This window comes from Glaciecola punicea ACAM 611 (assembly GCF_000252165.1).
GTDB lineage: Bacteria > Pseudomonadota > Gammaproteobacteria > Enterobacterales > Alteromonadaceae > Glaciecola > Glaciecola punicea.
Map to the genome: position 1 here is coordinate 65,033 of NZ_BAET01000002.1, position 18,285 is coordinate 83,317.

Annotated in this window: 16 protein-coding genes; 14 read left to right on the top strand and 2 right to left on the bottom strand. The window is 44.5% G+C overall.

The window, feature by feature from the left end; translation table 11 throughout:
- Nucleotides 1-206 precede the first annotated feature (206 nt).
- Together mpl and GPUN_RS00300 are read left to right on the top strand one after the other, a co-directional pair.
- Nucleotides 207-1,586 carry a UDP-N-acetylmuramate:L-alanyl-gamma-D-glutamyl-meso-diaminopimelate ligase gene (gene mpl / locus GPUN_RS00295; RefSeq protein ID WP_081483865.1) on the top strand — a complete coding sequence of 460 codons (1,380 nt, stop codon included), beginning with the start codon at nt 207-209 and terminating at the stop codon, nt 1,584-1,586.
- Between the two features lie 170 nt (nt 1,587-1,756).
- Complete coding sequence (locus tag GPUN_RS00300; RefSeq protein ID WP_006002230.1) at nt 1,757-2,545, top strand: S1/P1 nuclease; 789 nt, start codon at nt 1,757-1,759, stop codon at nt 2,543-2,545.
- 94 nt (nt 2,546-2,639) lie between these two features.
- On the opposite strand, the gene rraA is transcribed toward GPUN_RS00300, so the two are convergent.
- Nucleotides 2,640-3,125, bottom strand: coding sequence for a ribonuclease E activity regulator RraA (gene rraA / locus GPUN_RS00305; protein WP_006002232.1), 486 nt, complete (start codon nt 3,123-3,125; stop codon nt 2,640-2,642).
- Nucleotides 3,126-3,293: 168 nt separating this feature from the next.
- On the opposite strand from rraA, the gene lptM reads away from it, so the two are divergent.
- The 10 genes from lptM (at nt 3,294) to cysE (ending at nt 14,475) form a co-directional block, all read left to right on the top strand.
- Nucleotides 3,294-3,479, top strand: a complete 186-nt coding sequence (lptM, locus tag GPUN_RS00310; protein WP_006002234.1) for an LPS translocon maturation chaperone LptM — start codon at nt 3,294-3,296, stop codon at nt 3,477-3,479.
- A 3-nt stretch (nt 3,480-3,482) separates the two neighbouring features.
- Nucleotides 3,483-4,733 carry a diaminopimelate decarboxylase gene (gene lysA / locus GPUN_RS00315; RefSeq protein ID WP_006002236.1) on the top strand — a complete coding sequence of 417 codons (1,251 nt, stop codon included), beginning with the start codon at nt 3,483-3,485 and terminating at the stop codon, nt 4,731-4,733.
- A 3-nt stretch (nt 4,734-4,736) separates the two neighbouring features.
- Nucleotides 4,737-5,627 carry a diaminopimelate epimerase gene (dapF, locus tag GPUN_RS00320; protein WP_006002238.1) on the top strand — a complete coding sequence of 297 codons (891 nt, stop codon included), beginning with the start codon at nt 4,737-4,739 and terminating at the stop codon, nt 5,625-5,627.
- Nucleotides 5,624-6,370 carry a DUF484 family protein gene (locus GPUN_RS00325; protein WP_006002240.1) on the top strand — a complete coding sequence of 249 codons (747 nt, stop codon included), beginning with the start codon at nt 5,624-5,626 and terminating at the stop codon, nt 6,368-6,370. Before dapF ends, GPUN_RS00325 begins: the two co-directional genes overlap by 4 nt.
- A 5-nt stretch (nt 6,371-6,375) precedes the next feature.
- Nucleotides 6,376-7,275 carry a tyrosine recombinase XerC gene (locus GPUN_RS00330; RefSeq protein ID WP_006002242.1) on the top strand — a complete coding sequence of 300 codons (900 nt, stop codon included), beginning with the start codon at nt 6,376-6,378 and terminating at the stop codon, nt 7,273-7,275.
- On the top strand, nt 7,272-7,997 hold the full coding sequence (locus tag GPUN_RS00335) for an HAD-IA family hydrolase (RefSeq protein WP_006002244.1): 726 nt from the start codon (nt 7,272-7,274) through the stop codon (nt 7,995-7,997). The genes GPUN_RS00330 and GPUN_RS00335 overlap by 4 nt, the downstream gene beginning before the upstream one ends.
- 422 nt (nt 7,998-8,419) lie before the next feature.
- Nucleotides 8,420-9,589, top strand: coding sequence for a benzoate/H(+) symporter BenE family transporter (locus tag GPUN_RS00340; protein ID WP_006002246.1), 1,170 nt, complete (start codon nt 8,420-8,422; stop codon nt 9,587-9,589).
- Between the two features lie 254 nt (nt 9,590-9,843).
- On the top strand, nt 9,844-12,453 hold the full coding sequence (locus GPUN_RS00345) for a TonB-dependent receptor plug domain-containing protein (RefSeq protein ID WP_006002248.1): 2,610 nt from the start codon (nt 9,844-9,846) through the stop codon (nt 12,451-12,453).
- A 213-nt stretch (nt 12,454-12,666) separates the two neighbouring features.
- On the top strand, nt 12,667-13,521 hold the full coding sequence (gene yghU, locus GPUN_RS00350; protein WP_006002250.1) for a glutathione-dependent disulfide-bond oxidoreductase: 855 nt from the start codon (nt 12,667-12,669) through the stop codon (nt 13,519-13,521).
- A 138-nt stretch (nt 13,522-13,659) separates the two neighbouring features.
- A complete protein-coding gene (gene cysE, locus GPUN_RS00355; RefSeq protein ID WP_006002252.1) occupies nt 13,660-14,475 on the top strand; it encodes a serine O-acetyltransferase in 816 nt (271 codons plus the stop codon).
- A gap of 189 nt (nt 14,476-14,664) precedes the next feature.
- Here the strand turns inward: cysE and GPUN_RS00360 are convergent, their stop codons facing one another.
- Complete coding sequence (locus GPUN_RS00360) at nt 14,665-14,850, bottom strand: hypothetical protein (protein ID WP_006002256.1); 186 nt, start codon at nt 14,848-14,850, stop codon at nt 14,665-14,667.
- 274 nt (nt 14,851-15,124) lie between these two features.
- Here GPUN_RS00360 and GPUN_RS00365 point away from each other — a divergent pair, with 274 nt between their 5' ends.
- Both GPUN_RS00365 and uvrD read left to right on the top strand, forming a co-directional pair.
- Nucleotides 15,125-15,736, top strand: coding sequence for a flavin reductase family protein (locus tag GPUN_RS00365; protein ID WP_006002257.1), 612 nt, complete (start codon nt 15,125-15,127; stop codon nt 15,734-15,736).
- 117 nt (nt 15,737-15,853) lie between these two features.
- Entirely contained in the window at nt 15,854-18,022 is a 2,169-nt protein-coding gene (uvrD, locus tag GPUN_RS00370) for a DNA helicase II (protein ID WP_006002261.1), read from the top strand.
- The last annotated feature ends 263 nt before the right edge of the window (nt 18,023-18,285 follow it).

Consider the following 18,285-nt stretch of genomic DNA (forward strand, 5'->3'; position numbering starts at 1 on the left):
ATGTAAAATGGGGTGTTGAATTGTTAATCAAATAAATTATGGCATAACTTGACCACAAAATGGACTAAACCAATGAAAAAAAGTCAAACACTTTAGTCTCATGCTTCTATAGTGTAACTGGGTTACCAAGCGATTAAAAACAGTTATTTCGGCTTGCTCAACTCATCTGCTACACTTAGTGAATTATTCATTAAACAATATAAAACATGCACGTACATATACTAGGAATTTGTGGCACATTTATGGGCGGTATCGCTGCCATTGCTAAAAGCGTGGGCCATACCGTCACCGGCTCTGATCATAATGTTTATCCCCCCATGAGCACCCAGTTAGAGCAGCTTGATATCACCCTATTCCAAGGCTACGATGACAGTCAGTTTACGCCTACACCCGACATGGTCATCATTGGCAATGCATTAGGACGTGCAAACCCCGCAGTAGAATATGTCTTGAATAAAGGCTTGGCGTATACTAGCGGGCCTCAGTGGCTACTAGAAAATTTACTAAAAGATCGGTGGGTGCTAGCGATTTCAGGCACCCATGGCAAAACCTCAACTAGCAGCATGTTGGCCTGGATTATGGAGTCGGCTGGCTTAGCGCCCGGATTTTTAATAGGCGGCGTACCCGAAAATTTTGGCATATCGGCACGCGTAGGCCAGTCTCCCTTTTTTGTGATAGAAGCAGACGAATACGACAGTGCTTTTTTTGATAAACGCTCAAAGTTTATTCACTATCGACCCCGGACGCTTGTGATCAACAATCTTGAATTTGATCACGCTGATATTTTTGAAGACTTAAACGCCATCAAAAAGCAGTTTCACCATCTCGTTAGAACCGTACCTGGAAATGGTCGTATAATATCACCCGCTGACGAGCCTAATGTTCAGTCGATGTTAGAAATGGGCTGCTGGAGCGAACAAAGCTTGGTAGGAAACGCTAGTGAGTCGCGCTATAAGGCCACTAAAATAAGCCCCAACTGCAGTGAGTTTTTACTCACCCACACCAGTGATATTCAAGGAAGGGTAAGCACAATAGTAAACTGGCCGCTCATTGGCGAGCACAATATGAATAATGCGGTAACGGCGATTGCCGCGGCGCATCATGCGGGCGTGGATATAAAAGATGCGGTCGCAGCTATGGCGACGTTCAAAAATGTAAAACGCCGCATGGAAGTAAAAGGCGTGGTAAATGGCATTACTGTTTACGACGACTTCGCTCACCACCCCACGGCAATTAAAACGACCCTGCAGGGTTTACGCGCCAGCGTAGGTAAGCAGAAGATTGTCGCCATACTTGAACTTCGCTCTAATACCATGCGTACAGGCGTGCATAAGGATGCATTGTCAACGGCGTGGGAAGAGGCAGATTCAGTGCACCTGCTCGAGCCTGCGCATTTAACGTGGTCGCTCAACGATGTTATTAACAACAGTAAGACGTTGGTAATACCGCACAAAACAGTACAATCCATTGTAGATGCGGTTGTTAAATCGGCACAAGCGGGCACTCACATCTTGGTCATGAGCAACGGCGGATTCGGCGCTATTCACCAGAAATTATTAAATACCTTAGGAGAAATAGATGGGTAAAGCAATAATATTAGCGATAACAGGCGCCGACGTGGTCATAAAAGAGCGGGCAGCTTATACTGTTGCCGCGTGAAATGCCGTTTTTAAGCAATCACCTAGACATACCCCAAACCTTAGTAAAGCCTTGGGGTTATCGATTCCCTAAAGAGATATAAAAAGAGAACTATCATATGAAATTAGCAAAATCGCTCATATTGGCAGGCATGTTAGCCGCATCTGCGTATTCACAGGTAGCGAACGCGTGGGGTCAAACAGGGCATCGTGTTACCGGTCAAATTGCCGAACTATATTTAAGCATAAGCGCACGCTCAGCCATACAATCTATTCTAGACAACGAAGGTTTAGCTGAAATAAGCACCTACGCGGATGAAAACCGCTCCAACCCTGCCCACTTTTGGCAAAAAGTAGCTGGCCCCTTCCATTACGTTACCGTGCCGCCGGGCAAAACATACGTTGAGGTAGGTGCCCCAGAAGAAGGCGATTCCCTTACCGCTATTGAAATGTACACCAAAACGCTACAAGATCCGCAGTCATCGCGGGCCGACAAACAGCTAGCGCTGAAGATGATTGTGCATATTATTGGCGATTTGCATCAGCCCCTACACGCAGGTAACGGTAACGATCGCGGCGCTAACGATGTGAAAGTTGAGTTTTTTTGGGAAGATTCTAATTTACATCGTGTATGGGACTCGGGCTTAATTGATCGCAAGCAGCTGTCATATACTGAATGGTATAAGTTCTTAGCGCCCAAAATTTCCGCTGAAAAAGCGGCGGCTTGGCAAACGACAGATCCACTCGTGTATATTCAAGAAAGCGTCGAAATCAGGGATACCATTTATCCCGACGGGGAAGTCTTATCGTGGCAGTATTTGTATGATCATACACCGGTCATGACGCTGCGTTTGCAGCAAGCTGGCGTTAGAATTGCGGCGCACTTGAATGCGGTATTTGCAAAGTAAACACGCCGTCGCTTCTCGTTTTGCTTGTCTAGTATGATAGCCGTTGGTGAAAGACGCGTTTTGTGCTTCTCACCAACTGTTTATACGGTAAGGTTTACTCTAAATCTAAGGGTTCGCCTGACACTACAATGCCAGTGTTGTCTGCATATAAATGGTCCTCAGGTAGGAAAGTCACGCCTGCGAAATTAACCGCTATGTCTAAGTCGCCCACTTCACGCGAGTCGGCACTTACGGGAATAGCGCCTAGGGCATGAATGCCAATATCATAGTCTTGCAGTAAATCCACATCGCGAATAGCGCCATAGCAGATTATGCCTTCCCAGTCGTTTTCTAGGGCTAGCTGAATATTTTCTGCGTCAACTAAGGCACGCCTAAGTGAGCCGCCCCCGTCTATTAGCAGTACTTTACCCATGCCGTTTGTGGCGAGTATTTTGTCAACCAAACCGCGATTTTCAAAACATTTTACAGTGGTTATTTCACCGCAATACACAACGCGTGCGCCAAAGTTAGTAAATATTGGATCAACTACGTCAACACTGTCAGCAAACAAGTCGCATATTTCAGATGTATTGAAGTCCATGGCTATTCCTTACAAGTATAAGATTACACTATTTCAGACTAGCACACTTTTGTAATTTCTACATACCAGTCTTGCATCTAAAGCTATGTAAATATCTATTCTAAAAGGTTGCTTTTTTGCCTCGCTCAAGGCATGGTTAGCACAATTATATTTGTCAGAATTGAACTTATGCGTCACCTAAAACTAACGGCTGTGATTGGCGTAGTGTTACTGCTTCTTAGCGGCTGTGGGCAAAGAGGCCCGCTTTATATACCTCAAGACATGCCTCAAGAAAACACAGAACCAACGTTAGTGCCAATTACACAAAACGTCCTGCCAGCTTCATCTTCTTCGCTTACGCTAAAAGGGGCCTAACAAATGGACTTTTTTACGTATAAAGACAATCTGTTGTTTGCAGAAGAAGTTGCGGTAGACGATATTATTGCCGAACATGGCACGCCCGCCTATATTTATTCTAGAGCGACATTAGAGCGACATTGGCATGCTTTTAACAATGCAGTAAGCGCTCACAAACATCTTATATGCTACGCGGTAAAAGCAAATTCAAACATAGGTGTACTGTCGGTATTAGCCAAGCTAGGTTCGGGATTTGATATTGTATCAGGCGGTGAGCTCGCGCGCGTGATTGAAGCAGGCGGAGACCCTGCAAAAGTGGTTTTTTCAGGCGTAGCCAAAACACAAGGCGAAATAGCCTATGCGCTAGAACAAGGCATAAAGTGCTTTAATGTAGAATCATTTCCCGAACTCGACCGAATTAATACCGTGGCCAAAGAAATGGGCAAAAAGGCACCTATATCGCTGCGTATTAACCCTGATGTCGACGCTAAAACACATCCTTATATTTCGACAGGTTTAAAAGCGAACAAATTTGGTATCTCAAGAGAGTATGCTATTGGGGCCTACGAGTATGCTAACACTCTGTCAAACCTTGACATTCAGGGCATGGATTGCCATATAGGCTCGCAAATAACCGAGCTGTCGCCCTTTGTTGATACGCTTGAAAGACTCTTAGCCTTAATTGACCAGTTAGCGGCAAAAGGCATCCATATCGCTCACCTCGATGTAGGTGGAGGCCTAGGCGTCAGATACAACGAAGAATCACCACCACACCCAAATGAATACGCAGCCGCTATGGCCACAACAATGGTAGGCCGCGAAGACCTTATGCTAATACTAGAGCCCGGCCGGGCCATAGCCGCAAATGCGGGCATTTTAGTTACCAAAGTGGAATTTTTAAAACAGGGTGAAGAGAAAAACTTCGCCATTGTAGATGCGGCAATGAACGATTTAATCCGCCCTGCGCTGTATAACGCTTGGCAAAAAATAGAACCCACCAATGTACGAGAAGGCGCGGGTAAAAAATACGACGTTGTCGGCCCGGTGTGTGAAACTGGCGACTTTTTAGGCAAAGACCGCGTGCTAAACATTGAGCCAAACGACAACCTCGCGGTTAAAAGTGCGGGTGCCTACGGCTTTGTGATGGCTAGTAACTACAATAGCCGCTGCCGCTGCCCCGAAATAATGGTAGACGGTGACAAAGTGTATGTTGTGCGGATGCGCGAAACCCTAAGTGACCTTTACAAAGGCGAACAAAGGGTGCCTAACTAGCCTATGCAAAATGACGGCAACTACCCTCAACAAGAACAGCACTTTGCCCATAAGCAAAAAAAAAGCATTATCCACTTTTCCAAAATGCATGGTTTGGGTAACGATTTTATGGTGATAGACAACATCACGCAAAATGTATTTTTTTCGAAAGAAAAAATATTGGCCTTGGCAGATCGCAATTTCGGCATTGGCTTTGACCAGTTGCTTCTTGTTGAGCCGCCCTACGACCCTGAACAAGACTTCCACTACCGTATCTTTAACGCCGACGGCAACGAAGTTGCGCAATGCGGCAATGGCGCTCGCTGTTTTGCACGTTTTGTTAGAAATAAAGGGCTGACCAATCGTAATAAAATAAGCGTTAGCACCAAATCGGGGCGCATGATTCTGTATCTTGAAAAAGACGGCAACGTTACTGTTAATATGGGAAAGCCTAATTTCATCCCTGAGTACGTGCCATTTAAGGCCAACAAGCAAGAGAACACCTATATTATCAGAGAAGACGACCAGACTTTTTTCTGCGGCGTAGCGTCTATGGGCAATCCGCACTGCGTGATTGAAGTTGCCAACATAGACAAAATAGACATTAACAACATAGGCTCCATTTTAGGCAAACACGAACGCTTTGTTGAAGGCGTAAATGTAGGGTTTATGCAAATAGTCAGTAAACACGAAATTAAGCTAAGAGTATATGAACGTGGCGCGGGCGAAACTTTAGCCTGCGGCAGCGGTGCATGTGCGGCAGTGGCCATAGGACAAATGCAGAAAAAACTTGGCCAAGATGTTAAAGTTGTGCTGCGCGGTGGTGAGCTAAAAATACGCTGGCAGGGCGGCGACTCAATGTTGAAAATGACCGGCCCAGCAGAACATATTTACGATGGACAAATATCAATATGACAGACTTAAACGCAAAGCCAAGCGTGGCTCAGTGGGAAGTAAACGACCTCAACGATTTATCGCCACGGGTAAAAAAAGAGTTAGTCAGTAATTACCTACTAGCTAACCCAAGTTTTTTGATCGACAACCCCGATTTATTGGTGCAAATTCAGGTTCAGATGCAGCATAACGGCGTGGTGTCACTCACCCAAATTCAAGCAGCCCAGTCGCGTGAAAAAATTCAGCTGCTCAAATCACAGTTAGAAGCGTTAGTCCACAACGCGCGCAAAAATGAAGTGATTTATAAAACCTACGCCGACCTAAATCTTGCTTTAGTCAATACGACGAGTATCGTTGAGGTAGAGTTATGTTTACACACGCACTTAGTCGGTACTTTGCGCCTTGAGTCGGTCCGCCTTGTGTTACTCAATAATGATAATACCCAGCATGCACCCCTTTCTGAAATACAGCAGCGCTCACTTTTTGATAAAAAGCTTGCTCGCCAACCGTTTTATTTTGGCCGTGTGGGTAACATTGAAAAAGGCGCACTTTTTCCAAAAGCTGAAGCCGAGTCAGTTGCGCTGGTATTGTTAAATGAACACGACACATCTACGCAAAATACATTGCGCTCAGACAAGCCTGCCAACATGGGCCTTTTAGCCATAGCCAGTAAAGATCCCTTGCACTTTCAGCCTGAAATGGACACGGTGCTGCTAAACTATTTGCGTAAAAACCTTAATCATCATCTAATAAGACTGCGCTAAGGTTTATGGATACTGACGCTAGCAGCCTACATACTTGGGTAAATAGCTACATCCAAGAGTGTAGAGTTGAGCGCCAGCTATCGCCGCACACTATAAAAAGCTACACACGCCAGCTACAAAGCGTGGTTAAACATATCAGAATAAGCCAGTGGCAAGACCTAAGCCCAACCATAGCCAGACGTATTTTACAGCAGGCAAATAAAGAGGGTTTGTCAGCCCGCTCTATTAACCTTCGCCTTTCCGTGCTGCGTAATTTTTGTCGATTTTTGGTGCATAAAAAAGTGATGCCTAATAATCCGCTAGACGCTATTCATTCTGTTAAACAAAACAAACCCCTGCCCAAATATTTAAATGTAGACGAAGTCAGTAGCTTATTAAATTTTGAAGGCGATGACTTTTTAAGCCTGCGCGACAAATGCTTATTTGAGGTCATGTACGGATGCGGGCTTCGTTTATCGGAGCTTACCGGCTTAATGCATAACGATTTATTAGGCGACGGCACGCTCAAAGTCACCGGTAAAGGCAATAAACAGCGTATATTACCCATTGGCAGCAAAGCGCAGATAGCCATTGATGAGTATTTCCTCGTGCGCAAAGCGCTAGTTGATTTTTCAATAGAGCCCGCGCTTTTTATTTCTATTAGACAAACCAGCTTATCAAATCGCCAAGTGGCAAACAGATTAGAGAAATGGGCGAAACATCAAACCCTATATCAGCAAATTAGCCCACATACGCTACGCCACTCCTTTGCCACGCACTTGCTTGAATCGAGCAATGATTTACGCGGCGTACAAGAGCTATTAGGTCACGCTAGTTTGTCAACCACGCAAGTATATACGCACTTAAATTTTCAGCATTTAAGTGCGGTATACGACAACGCACATCCACGAGCACGCAAAAAATGATTGTATTTAAACCTCTATCTCATATTAGGGCTATATCATTCGATTTAGACGATACCTTATATGACAATATGCCTTATATTTATGAAGCGCAGCGCGCCTTAAACGAATATATTCTAGAGAATTATCCAATTGCTGCCGCTATCACTCCTGCAAAATGGCAAGAAATTCGCTTCGCCACACTGGCAGAGCAGCCAGAACTGGCCAACGATTTAGGCTTATTGCGCACCACCGTCATCACCAAAGCCTTCCTGTTAGCGGGTATGCCTAGTCATTTAGTATCAAAAGCAGTCACCAATTGCTTTGACTTCTTTTACTTCAAGCGAAGCGATTTTGAAGTGGCTAAATCGGTACGTAAAGTATTAAAAAAACTGTCAAAGCGCGTGCCTATTGCCGCTATTACCAACGGCAACGTAGACCTTAAGGCCATAGGCATCGAAAAGTACTTTAGCTGCATCATTCACGCTAGCCCCACTCACCCAATGAAACCCGACCCCGCCATGTTTGACCACGTTTCAGCAACCTTAAAAATACCCAGCAAAAATATCCTGCACGTAGGGGACGATTTAGACAAAGATATAAAAGGCGCCGTCGACGCCGGCTACCAAACCGCCTGGCTCGCCGTTAATCGTCCCATGCACCTACGCAACGAAAACGCCTCCATGCTTCCGCATATACAGCTAAGTGAACTAAAGCAACTCACTAAACTCGTCAAGAAACGCTAATGCCTTATTCTTTCAACACTATGATTTTTAAATACTACATTTGTGCATTTTACCCACGTTAGCATTTTTGTCATGATGACCTATTATGATTTTATGGACTCCCTTCAATGCTAACGACGAATAAATTTATCGCTATTATTACTTTCTTAAGCGCGATTCTCCTAAGTACAAGCTATTAGGCAAGTTCAAACGAGCCCGGTAAAGCAGGGCTATCACCAACAGACTACTTCAAATTCACATTCGTGAAAGACCCGCAGGTTTCACCTAACGGTGAAAATATCCTTTTTGTGAAATCACAAGCACTCTTACACGGCCGTCCTATGAATGCATTTCCTTGATGGGTGTTTGCCCAGAAAGTTTAGCCTTGCTACCACGTTTTTTCTGTATACAATATTGTTTTTTCAAACATTTCTTCCTTCTCTATGAAAACATTTCTCAAAGATTTTTCAGTGTCTGCTGCCACTGCAGGCTTTATTGCAGTGTTAATTGGTTTTGCGAGCTCTATTGCTATTGTTTTTCAAGCGGCAGTAGCCTCTGGGGCGAATGCTGAGCAAATGGAGTCTTGGGTGTGGGCACTTGGTATTGGCATGGGTTTGTGCACGTTTGGTTTATCTTTATATTATAAACGGCCCTTAATAATTGTGTGGTCTACGCCCGGTGCAGCGCTCATTGCCGCGAGTCTTAGCGGCTCTGACGGTAGTCTAGAACAAGCCACCGGTACGTTTATTTTTGTGGGCTTGTTAATTGTAATTGTAGGCGTGTCAGGCCTGTTCAAAAAGCTCATATCTTATATTCCGCTTTCAATCGCTAGCGCTATGCTTGCGGGTATTCTGCTACAGTTTGGTATTGGTATATTTAGCGCAATGAATAACATGCCAGTGCTAGTTATTCTTATGTTCGCCACATATGTTGCGATGAAATACTACCTTCCTCGATACACTATTCTTGCCGTGTTAGTGGTAGGTACTTTATTTTGTTTACAAACAGATGCACTCACCTTATCGCAAATTGATTGGTCTTTTGCCACACCGCAATGGGTGACACCTGAATTTTCTCTCGCCTCAATTATTGGTATAGGCATTCCATTATTTATTGTAACAATGGCTTCACAAAACCTTCCAGGAGTGTCCATTCTTAAAAGCAGCGGCTATTCTCAGCAGAATGTGTCGCCCATAATTACTACAACTGGTTTGAGTACATTGGCATTTGCCCCGTTTGGTGGTTTTACGTTTAATTTAGCTGCGATAACCGCGGCTATTTGCACTAGTGAAGAGGCGCACATTGACCCAGGTCGTCGATATATTGCAGGTGTGTCAGCTGGTGTTTTTAATATAATTGCGGGATTGTTCGGCGCTGCAGTCGTGAGCTTATTTGCCGCTTTCCCGCACAGTATGGTTGCAGCACTAGCGGGGCTTGCCTTGCTATCAACCATTGCCAATAGTTTGAAAGCAGCCTTACAAGCAGACTCGGAACGAGAAGCGGCCCTTGTAACTTTTTTGCTCAGCGCAAGTAGTTTGAGTTTTTTTGGGATCGGGTCTGCTTTTTGGGGCGTGGTCGTTGGCATGTTAGTGCTGCGGTCGAGTAAAATTTGAAGGCGTCAGAGAAATTTAAATTTCCTCCTAAAATCAAAGCTAGTTGCATAGGAAAGTGATGTGTTTTATTCTTTCTAAGCTTACTATATAGTAAGCCATATGAGTTTTATGCCAAAACCGAATATAAGTATCATCTTAAACGTTTAAAAACAGCGTCGAAGGTGAGATTCGGTTTTGTCAGCTCGTGCAAATTAAAGCTGCAATATAACTTTGCTTCAAGTTTTTAAAAAAATAAAACACCACCAGGGATAATAATGAAACATAGCACAATAAAACTCACTCTATTAGCCACGGCTATTTCAAGTAGCATGGCTGTGCACGCACAGTCAAACGAAATCAGTCAGGTTGAACGGATACAAGTCACCGGTTCACACATAAAAAGAACCGACATGGAAGGACCTTCACCGGTTACTTCCTTATCTGCCGAAGACATCAGCAACACAGGCGTGACAGATTTAATAGGCTTATTTACTAAACTACCCATGGCGGGACAGGGTACCTTTTCCACCCAAGGTAACAGCAGTGACGGCACCGGCAATGGCGGATCAAGTGTATCGCTAAGAGGCTTAGGCGCTGACTCAACGCTTATACTCGTGAATGGTCGCCGTATTTCGGTTTCGCCTTTCGCCAATGAAATAGACACGGCCTTTGTTGATATAAACAACATTCCAATTGCGGCAATTAAACGCGTTGATATATTAAAAGACGGCGCATCGGCCACCTACGGTTCTGACGCAATCGCTGGCGTTATTAACATTATATTAAAGGATGATTATAACGGCTTAGAAGTGACCACCAGAATAGGCGATACTGCAGATGGCGGCGGCAAAGAAGCTAATACCAGCCTATTGTTTGGCAGCAGTTCAGAAAATGCCAGTCATACCTTCGTACTGGATTATTTTGACCGCGAAGAAATACTTAATGCTGATAGATTCTATACCAGCTCTGCTAACCAAACGGCTTTAAGACCCAATGACCTTTATGCCACAGACGGCAGAAGCTCGTCGGGCTACCCTGGCACTATCGCACTAGCCTCTAATAACTCTATTCGCGTACCTGACACCTTCGGCAACGATGTTTGTCCAGCTGAAGACATTGTGGGCACTTTATGCCGCTATGACTATGCACCAATGGGCTCTACCGTGCCAGCTTCAGAGCGCGTTAGCTTTATGTACATGGGCAAGTTTGAGATTAATAATGAACTGCGAGCGTTTATTGAGCTAAACGGCCAAAATTCAAAAACCACCATTAGAGGGGCTGCTAGCCCAAGTTTTAATGAATTGTTTATGTCGGCTGACAACGCAAATCACCCGTTTGCCGATGACCCCACTAGTCAATTTTATCAGCAAGAGTTAACTATGCGCCGTCGTTTGGTAGAAATTGGCAATCGTGAAAAGCGTGTCGATTCAGATTATTATCGCAGCGTGTTGGGCCTGCAAGGTGAAATTGCCGAGTGGAGCTGGGAAGCGGCTTATAGCTATATTAAGAGTGACTCAATTGAACGTGGCGTAAATGGTTTTCCAAACTCACGTCGTACTCAAGAAGCTATAGACAGTGGTTTATGGAACCCCTTTGAGCCGTCATCTAATAGCCAAGCAGCGCTTGATTTTATCGAAACTCAAACCACTCGATACGGTAAATCTACAAGCCGTTCGTTTGATGGTAAAATTTCTGGTCCTATTATGGATATGTCGGCCGGCGAGCTTATGCTAGCAGTGGGCGCGGAGTATCGTGAAGAGACTATTAGTGATAACCCCGACGACCAGTTTTTGCGCGGCGACGTGTTTGGTACCGAAGCAACACAGGCAAACGGAGAGCGTGACAACACCTCTATTTTTGCCGAGTTAGCCATACCCATTACTAACACGCTGAATGTTCAAGTTGCGGTGCGTCATGAAGACTACAGCGATTTTGGTACCACTACCGATCCTAAAGTTGCTTTCATATGGACACCTACCGACGAATTATCAGTACGAGGCTCATACGGAACTGCTTTTCGTGCACCGTCTTTGAGTCAAATTGGTTTAGGCAGTACCGACGAATCACCAAGCTTAGTAGATACCGTGCGCTGCGATGCTATCGGCAATGTGGATCAAGCCTGCGAACTTTTTGAGTACACGGCCATATTGGCGGGTAACCCAAATTTAGGGCCAGAAGAGTCTAAAAGTTATAACTTAGGCGTGATTTATGAAGTCACCGACAACATTGATTTCTCGGTAGACTATTATAATTACGACATTGAAAACGTTATTGGTAAAGACACGCAGTTTGTATTCACCACACAAGGTGGCAACCCAGCGGTTGTAGATCGTTTGGCAACTGGCATAGAGAATGATCCTGGCCAGGTGATAAACATCTTTGATCGTTTCGAGAATTTATTCGATCTTAAAACATCGGGACTAGATCTTGATTTAGGCTACCGAGTGTCTACCGACATGGGTGACTTCAAACTCAACTACGTCTTAAACTATGTGTTGAATTACGAAGATATTCGCACAGGTGGTCGTATCGACACTCAAGAAGGTGGTTTTGAGCAGCCGCAGGTACGCTGGACAACTGCAGGCTCTTGGGTAAAAGATGACTGGAGTGCAAATTTTGCCATCAACTATGTTGGCGAATTTGAAGAAGATGCAGCAGTGCGAATTCGGACAGACGGCACCATTGCGCCTGATATTGACGCGATGATAACGGTTGACACTGTAGTTAACTTTTCTGGTATCGACAATACTACGCTAACACTTGGGGTAACAAACTTGTTTAATGAAGAGCCACCGTTTAGCTACAATTCATGGACAGGTTATGTGTTAGGCACGCATAACGCACAGGGCAGATTTATGTATGCTCAGGCTACTTATCGTTTTTAAGTATCCCAATTCACAATTTGTAGACTAACTAATGTTATTGTGCAGCAAATTGTAAAGTAAATTAAAAGGCGCCATTATGGCGCCTTTTTACTGGCCTAAAATACGATAAGCCATAGCAGATAAAACAAGTCAATTTGACCCAAAACCGCGTTGGCGGACTATAACACTCAGTACATTACTTAATATTACGCTAACAAAACAGGAATGTAACTTATGAGCGGCAAGGTATATCAACCACCAAAAGTATGGACATGGGACCAATCGAGCAGCGCAAAGTTTGCCAATATTAATCGTCCTATTGCGGGGGCAACCCACGACAAAGAATTACCCATAGGCGAGCATCCGTTCCAATTACACTCACTAGCTACCCCCAATGGCGTAAAAGTCACCATTATGTTTGAAGAGTTGCTAGCGCTAGGCGTAAAAGACGCTGAATACGACGCATACATTGTTGATATTCAAGAAGGGGAGCAGTTTGGCAGTGACTTTGTCGCCATAAATCCAAACTCAAAAATCCCAGCTTTGATTGATCGTAGCGGGGCAAGTCCGGTAAAGATATTTGAGTCGGGCGCAATTTTGGTCTATTTGGCTGAAAAATTCGGGCATTTTTTACCTGAAGAACCTGCCAAAAGAGCTGAAGTAATGGCTTGGCTTATGTGGCAAATGGGTGCAACACCATTTTTAGGCGGCGGCTTTGGCCATTTTTACGCCTATGCACCAGAAAAGCTTGAATACCCGATTAACCGCTATGCCATGGAAGTAAAACGCCAGTTAGATGTGCTTGATAAGCAATTAGCCCACAATGCGTTTATAGCCGGTAACGAATACAGCATAGCCGACATCGCTGTTTGGCCTTGGTACGGATTACTAGTACAAGGCAAGATTTATGAAGCCGGAGATTTTTTAGAAGTTGAAAGTTACACTAACGTGCTTAGATGGGCTAATCAAATCAACCAGCGAGAAGGCGTTAAACGCGGACGAATAGTCAATCGCGTTTGGGGTGCTGAAAATGAGAAACTAAGCAATCGCCATTGTGCTAACGACATCGACGAAGTCTTAGCTAAGTAGTGCACCCGAATTACTATAATCACTCTCCGAATGCCTTGAATTTACAATATTTAAGCCAGTATAACCCGCTAGGCTTTAATAAGGCCGCGTGTTGCTCTACACTAATGTTCAATTATTCACACGACACAAGACGCAAGTATGTACAAAACAATTAGTCGCGAAGCATTTTGGCTGGCCCTTAAACAAGAGGCTAAACTAGTTTCAGCGAAAGAACCGATGTTAGCGAGTTATTTAGAAGCTTGCGTGCAAAAACACCATAACTTTGAAACGTCACTTAGTTTTATATTATCAAATAAAATAAGTGACGATGTAATGCCTGCTACTACCCTAAGCGAAATGTTCAATTATGCTTACTCGCTTAATCCTGAAATGGTTGAAGCCGCGGTTGCCGACGCGCAAGCCATTGTAGCTAGAGACGCAGCGGTTTCAAGCTACTTAACGGTCATTATTCACTTTAAAGGCTTTCAAGCTCTGCAAGTACATCGTTTAGCACATCATTTATGGCAAAGTGGTCGCAAAGAACTCGCACTATTTATGCAAAGCCGCAGCTCAGAAGTATTCTGTGTTGATATTCATCCTGCCGCTAAAATTGGCAAAGGCGTCATGTTTGACCACGCCACCGGCATTGTTATTGGCGAAACCGCGGTGGTAGAAAACAACGTATCAATTTTGCAAGACGTTACACTAGGTGGCACCGGCAGTGAGTCGGGCGACCGTCACCCTAAGGTGCGTGAAGGCGTGATGATTGGCTCGGGCGCTAAAATATTAGGCAATATAGAAATAGGCCGAGGATGTAAAATAGGCGCCGGCAGCGTAGTATTAAAAAGCGTGCCGCCATGCATGACAGTGGTAGGCGTGCCGGCTAAAATAGTGGGTCAGCCAAACTGTGATATGCCATGTGACTCTATGCAGCAAAACGTATTTGAAGATAAAACGCGAGTAACGAAGGCTTAATAGCGATTGTCTCGCCACAGTTCGCTAACAGTTGTAACTGTGGCGAGCTCTTTACTCACAATTTCAGATGAAAACCTGCTCTGGCCAAAGCAATCGCCATGTTCATATCGAATATAAACAAAGGCATAAAAATACCAGGCACAAAGCAAATATTTGCGACAGCCGTAAGCCTAAATGCTTTAGGAGCACTCAATCGTCTTTTTTAGAGGCCGGCTCAGGCTGGTGCCGTTTTTTAGATTCACTGTTTTTAAGCCTTTTTTCGCGCTCCTTTTTTTCAAGCCCGGTTCTAATATGCTCGGCGCTTTTATTCTTTGATGAATGTGCTAACTCTTCTGCATCAAAGTCGTCTAATTTTACACGATTGTCTTTACCCATTTTACTCGTCTACTTTGGAATCCACTTTATGTGTGGTATTGATTGTAGTGCTAAAACGCAAATAAATGAACACTCAAATCGAATAATTTTGCACTAATGCGTATAATTATCACACCAAGGTTTAAAATATAGTAAAAACATGCTTCGCTGTATCGCCTTAACCAAGCCCTTCATCTAAGAAACGTAATGAAATGGTATAAAATAAGTAAATGCGCCCTTGCACCGAAAAATCATTTGCATTGGCTTACATGATAAATTTAGAAAAGGAAACCCAGTGAATATTGATTTGTCGACCCTGTCTAACACCAACATATACCACGTAATGACACAGACTATAATACCTAGACCCATTGCATGGGTGCTTAGCGAAAACAGTAATGCGAGTATGAACTTGGCGCCCTTTTCATATTTTAATGCAGTATGTTCAGATCCGCCCTTATGTATGTTGTCTATGGGCAAAAAGCCAGATGGTGCAGCCAAAGACACCGCAACAAACCTAGTCGTTGGCGCGTACTGCGTTATTCATATTGCCCACTTAGAACAGGCCGACACAGTTACCGCCACCGCCGCCACCCTAGAATATGGCGAGAGTGAAATAGACCATAGTAGGGTATCACTTGTTGAACACGCGAACTGGCCTCTAAAACGCATTAGCGACTGTCCCATTGCTTACTTGTGCAAAGTACACAGCACCAGCGAAATTGGCAACACGCCTCAGCAGCTTGTGTTTGCACAAGCCTTAGAGTTGTATGCAGATGACAGCGTAATTTCACAACAAAACGAGCGTTTTTATATCGACGCTTTAGCTGTGAACCCTTTAGCCCGCTTAGGCGCAAATCAGTATGCGAGCATAGGCGACGTTATTAGCAAAAGTCGGCCTAAATAAATGCCAGCATAAAAGCCTGTATAAATAGACAGCTTTGTGCGCATTTTCTTGTTATATTTAGCATATATAAGCAAATCGCTTTTACTCACATTATCACCTATATATAAAGGCTATTGAATGGATGTTTCCCTTCTTCTTGACGAACTAAACGATAAACAGCGAGAAGCTGTAGCGGCACCCAATCAAAACATGCTCATACTCGCGGGCGCAGGCAGTGGCAAAACACGCGTGCTGGTGCATAGGATTGCATGGTTAATTGAAGTGGAGCATATATCCCCCTATGGTGTGCTAGCAGTAACTTTTACAAACAAAGCGGCAAAAGAAATGCGCTCGCGCGTTGAAAGGCTTATGGGTAATTCACTCAAAAATATGTGGATGGGTACCTTTCATGGCTTAGCGCATCGCTTGCTTAGGTTACATTATGAAGAAGCGAAACTACCGCAAAATTTCACTATCTTAGACAGCGACGATCAGTATCGTTTAGTAAAACGCCTGATAAAAGCCTTAAACTTAGACGAAAAACACTGGCCACCCAAACAAGTGCAGTGGTTCATAAACGGTAATAAAGACGAAGGCCTTCGCGCCGCCCAAGTTGAAACCTTCGACGACCCCACGCAAAAGAAAATGCGCGATATTTACAAGGCTTACGAAGACGCCTGCCAGCGCTCAGGCCTAGTCGACTTTGCTGAACTATTGCTGCGCTGCTATGAAACTATTCGCGACAACGAGTCACTTAAAAAGCACTATCAAAAACGCTTTCGCTCAATATTAGTAGACGAATTCCAAGACACCAACAACATTCAGTACGCTTGGCTTAAGCTACTCACCACCAAAGACAACAACATGATGATTGTGGGCGATGACGATCAATCAATATACGGCTGGCGCGGCGCTAATGTTGAAAACATAGCGCATTTTTTGAAAGACTTTCCTAACGCCCAAACCATTCGTCTTGAACAAAACTATCGCAGTACCAGCAATATACTAAGTGCGGCAAACGCGGTTATAAACAACAACAGCGGCCGCTTAGGAAAAGAGCTGTGGACGAAGGGCGAGGAAGGCAAAAAGATCGCTCTCTACGCCGGCTTTAATGAAGTAGACGAAGCGCGCTTTATTGTGTCGCGTATTAAAGACTTTCATGAACAAGGCGCCGCGCTGAGCGAGTGCGCCATCTTGTACCGAAACAATGCCCAGTCACGTGTGCTGGAAGAAGCCTTACTGCATCAACGCATGGCCTATAGAATATATGGCGGACTACGATTTTTTGAACGCCAAGAAATTAAAGACGCATTAAGCTATTTACGCTTAATCAGTAACCCCGTAGACGACGCTGCGTTTGAACGGGTGGTTAACACACCCGCTCGCGGTTTAGGGGATAAAACGCTAGGCATTATTCGCCAGTTTGCGCGTGAACACGAAAAATCCATGTGGGACGCAGGCCAAGCAATGCTTAATGAAAAACGTCTGTCGGGGCGCGCTGCAAAAGCACTGGCTAGCTTTTTTGACACCATCGACAAGCAGGCAAAAGACACCTTCGACATGCCGCTGCACGAACAAGCCGACAGCGTCATTAAAGGCTCTGGTTTATACGCCATGTATCAAGCAGAAAAAGGCGATAAGGCGCAAGCGCGAATAGAAAACTTACAAGAATTAGTCACCGCTGTTAAGCAGTTTGAAATACCTGACGATACCGAAGAAATGACGCCCTTAGCCGCCTTTTTAGCCCACGCTAGTTTAGAAGCCGGCGACGCCCAGGCCGATGTAGACCAAGACGCGGTGCAGCTTATGACCATTCACAGCGCAAAAGGACTCGAATTCCCCTTAGTCATATTAGCCGGCGTTGAAGAAGGTATGTTCCCTAGCAATATGAGCAATGAAGAACCCAGCCGTTTAGAAGAAGAGCGCAGGTTAGCCTACGTGGGCATGACCCGTGCTATGCAACAACTAATAATCACTTACGCAGAAACACGGCGTGTCTATGGCCAAGATAAATACCACACTATATCGCGCTTTGTGAGAGAAATTCCTGGCGACTTCATTGAAGAAATACGCTTGCGCTCGCAGGTCGCCCAGCCTGTTTATAATCGGTTTAGCGGGCAAGCCTCGCATACTTCTTTTGTCGACAGCGGTTTTGCCTTAGGAGAACGCGTTATGCACGCCAAGTTCGGGGAAGGCACGGTGTTGAATTATGAAGGCAGCGGCGAGCATGGCCGAGTACAGGTGCATTTTGACGATATTGGCAGTAAATGGCTTATGCTGGCATATGCTAAGTTAGAGAAATGCTAAACGAGTTGGTGAAAGAAGGCCCCGCATATGCAAGGCCTCAACGTTTAACGTAAGATAAATTAATTTTTTTGTGCCCTTAGTCACAAGCATGGGCGGTGCAATTTCACCTACTATGATTTGCTAAAACGCGTTTAAGGTCGCACGCTCGCTCCTGATTACTTCTATTCTTTTGCATATAAAGTGAATTTTTTATAGCACTTTTACCTTACCCATCTATTTATAAATAAACGATATTTAATAGTCTTTACGGACGCATATACAGT

Bases quoted from the DNA above. Each gene is read 5' to 3' on its own strand.
- mpl (WP_081483865.1), top strand. From the start codon at position 207: ATGCACGTACATATACTAGGAATTTGTGGCACATTTATGGGCGGTATC.
- GPUN_RS00345 (WP_006002248.1), top strand. From the start codon at position 9,844: ATGAAACATAGCACAATAAAACTCACTCTATTAGCCACGGCTATTTCA.
- GPUN_RS00360 (WP_006002256.1), bottom strand. From the start codon at position 14,850: ATGGGTAAAGACAATCGTGTAAAATTAGACGACTTTGATGCAGAAGAG.
- rraA (WP_006002232.1), bottom strand. From the start codon at position 3,125: ATGGACTTCAATACATCTGAAATATGCGACTTGTTTGCTGACAGTGTT.
- GPUN_RS00335 (WP_006002244.1), top strand. From the start codon at position 7,272: ATGATTGTATTTAAACCTCTATCTCATATTAGGGCTATATCATTCGAT.
- cysE (WP_006002252.1), top strand. From the start codon at position 13,660: ATGTACAAAACAATTAGTCGCGAAGCATTTTGGCTGGCCCTTAAACAA.
- lptM (WP_006002234.1), top strand. From the start codon at position 3,294: ATGCGTCACCTAAAACTAACGGCTGTGATTGGCGTAGTGTTACTGCTT.
- lysA (WP_006002236.1), top strand. From the start codon at position 3,483: ATGGACTTTTTTACGTATAAAGACAATCTGTTGTTTGCAGAAGAAGTT.
- yghU (WP_006002250.1), top strand. From the start codon at position 12,667: ATGAGCGGCAAGGTATATCAACCACCAAAAGTATGGACATGGGACCAA.
- GPUN_RS00340 (WP_006002246.1), top strand. From the start codon at position 8,420: ATGAAAACATTTCTCAAAGATTTTTCAGTGTCTGCTGCCACTGCAGGC.
- GPUN_RS00330 (WP_006002242.1), top strand. From the start codon at position 6,376: ATGGATACTGACGCTAGCAGCCTACATACTTGGGTAAATAGCTACATC.
- dapF (WP_006002238.1), top strand. From the start codon at position 4,737: ATGCAAAATGACGGCAACTACCCTCAACAAGAACAGCACTTTGCCCAT.
- uvrD (WP_006002261.1), top strand. From the start codon at position 15,854: ATGGATGTTTCCCTTCTTCTTGACGAACTAAACGATAAACAGCGAGAA.
- GPUN_RS00325 (WP_006002240.1), top strand. From the start codon at position 5,624: ATGACAGACTTAAACGCAAAGCCAAGCGTGGCTCAGTGGGAAGTAAAC.
- GPUN_RS00300 (WP_006002230.1), top strand. From the start codon at position 1,757: ATGAAATTAGCAAAATCGCTCATATTGGCAGGCATGTTAGCCGCATCT.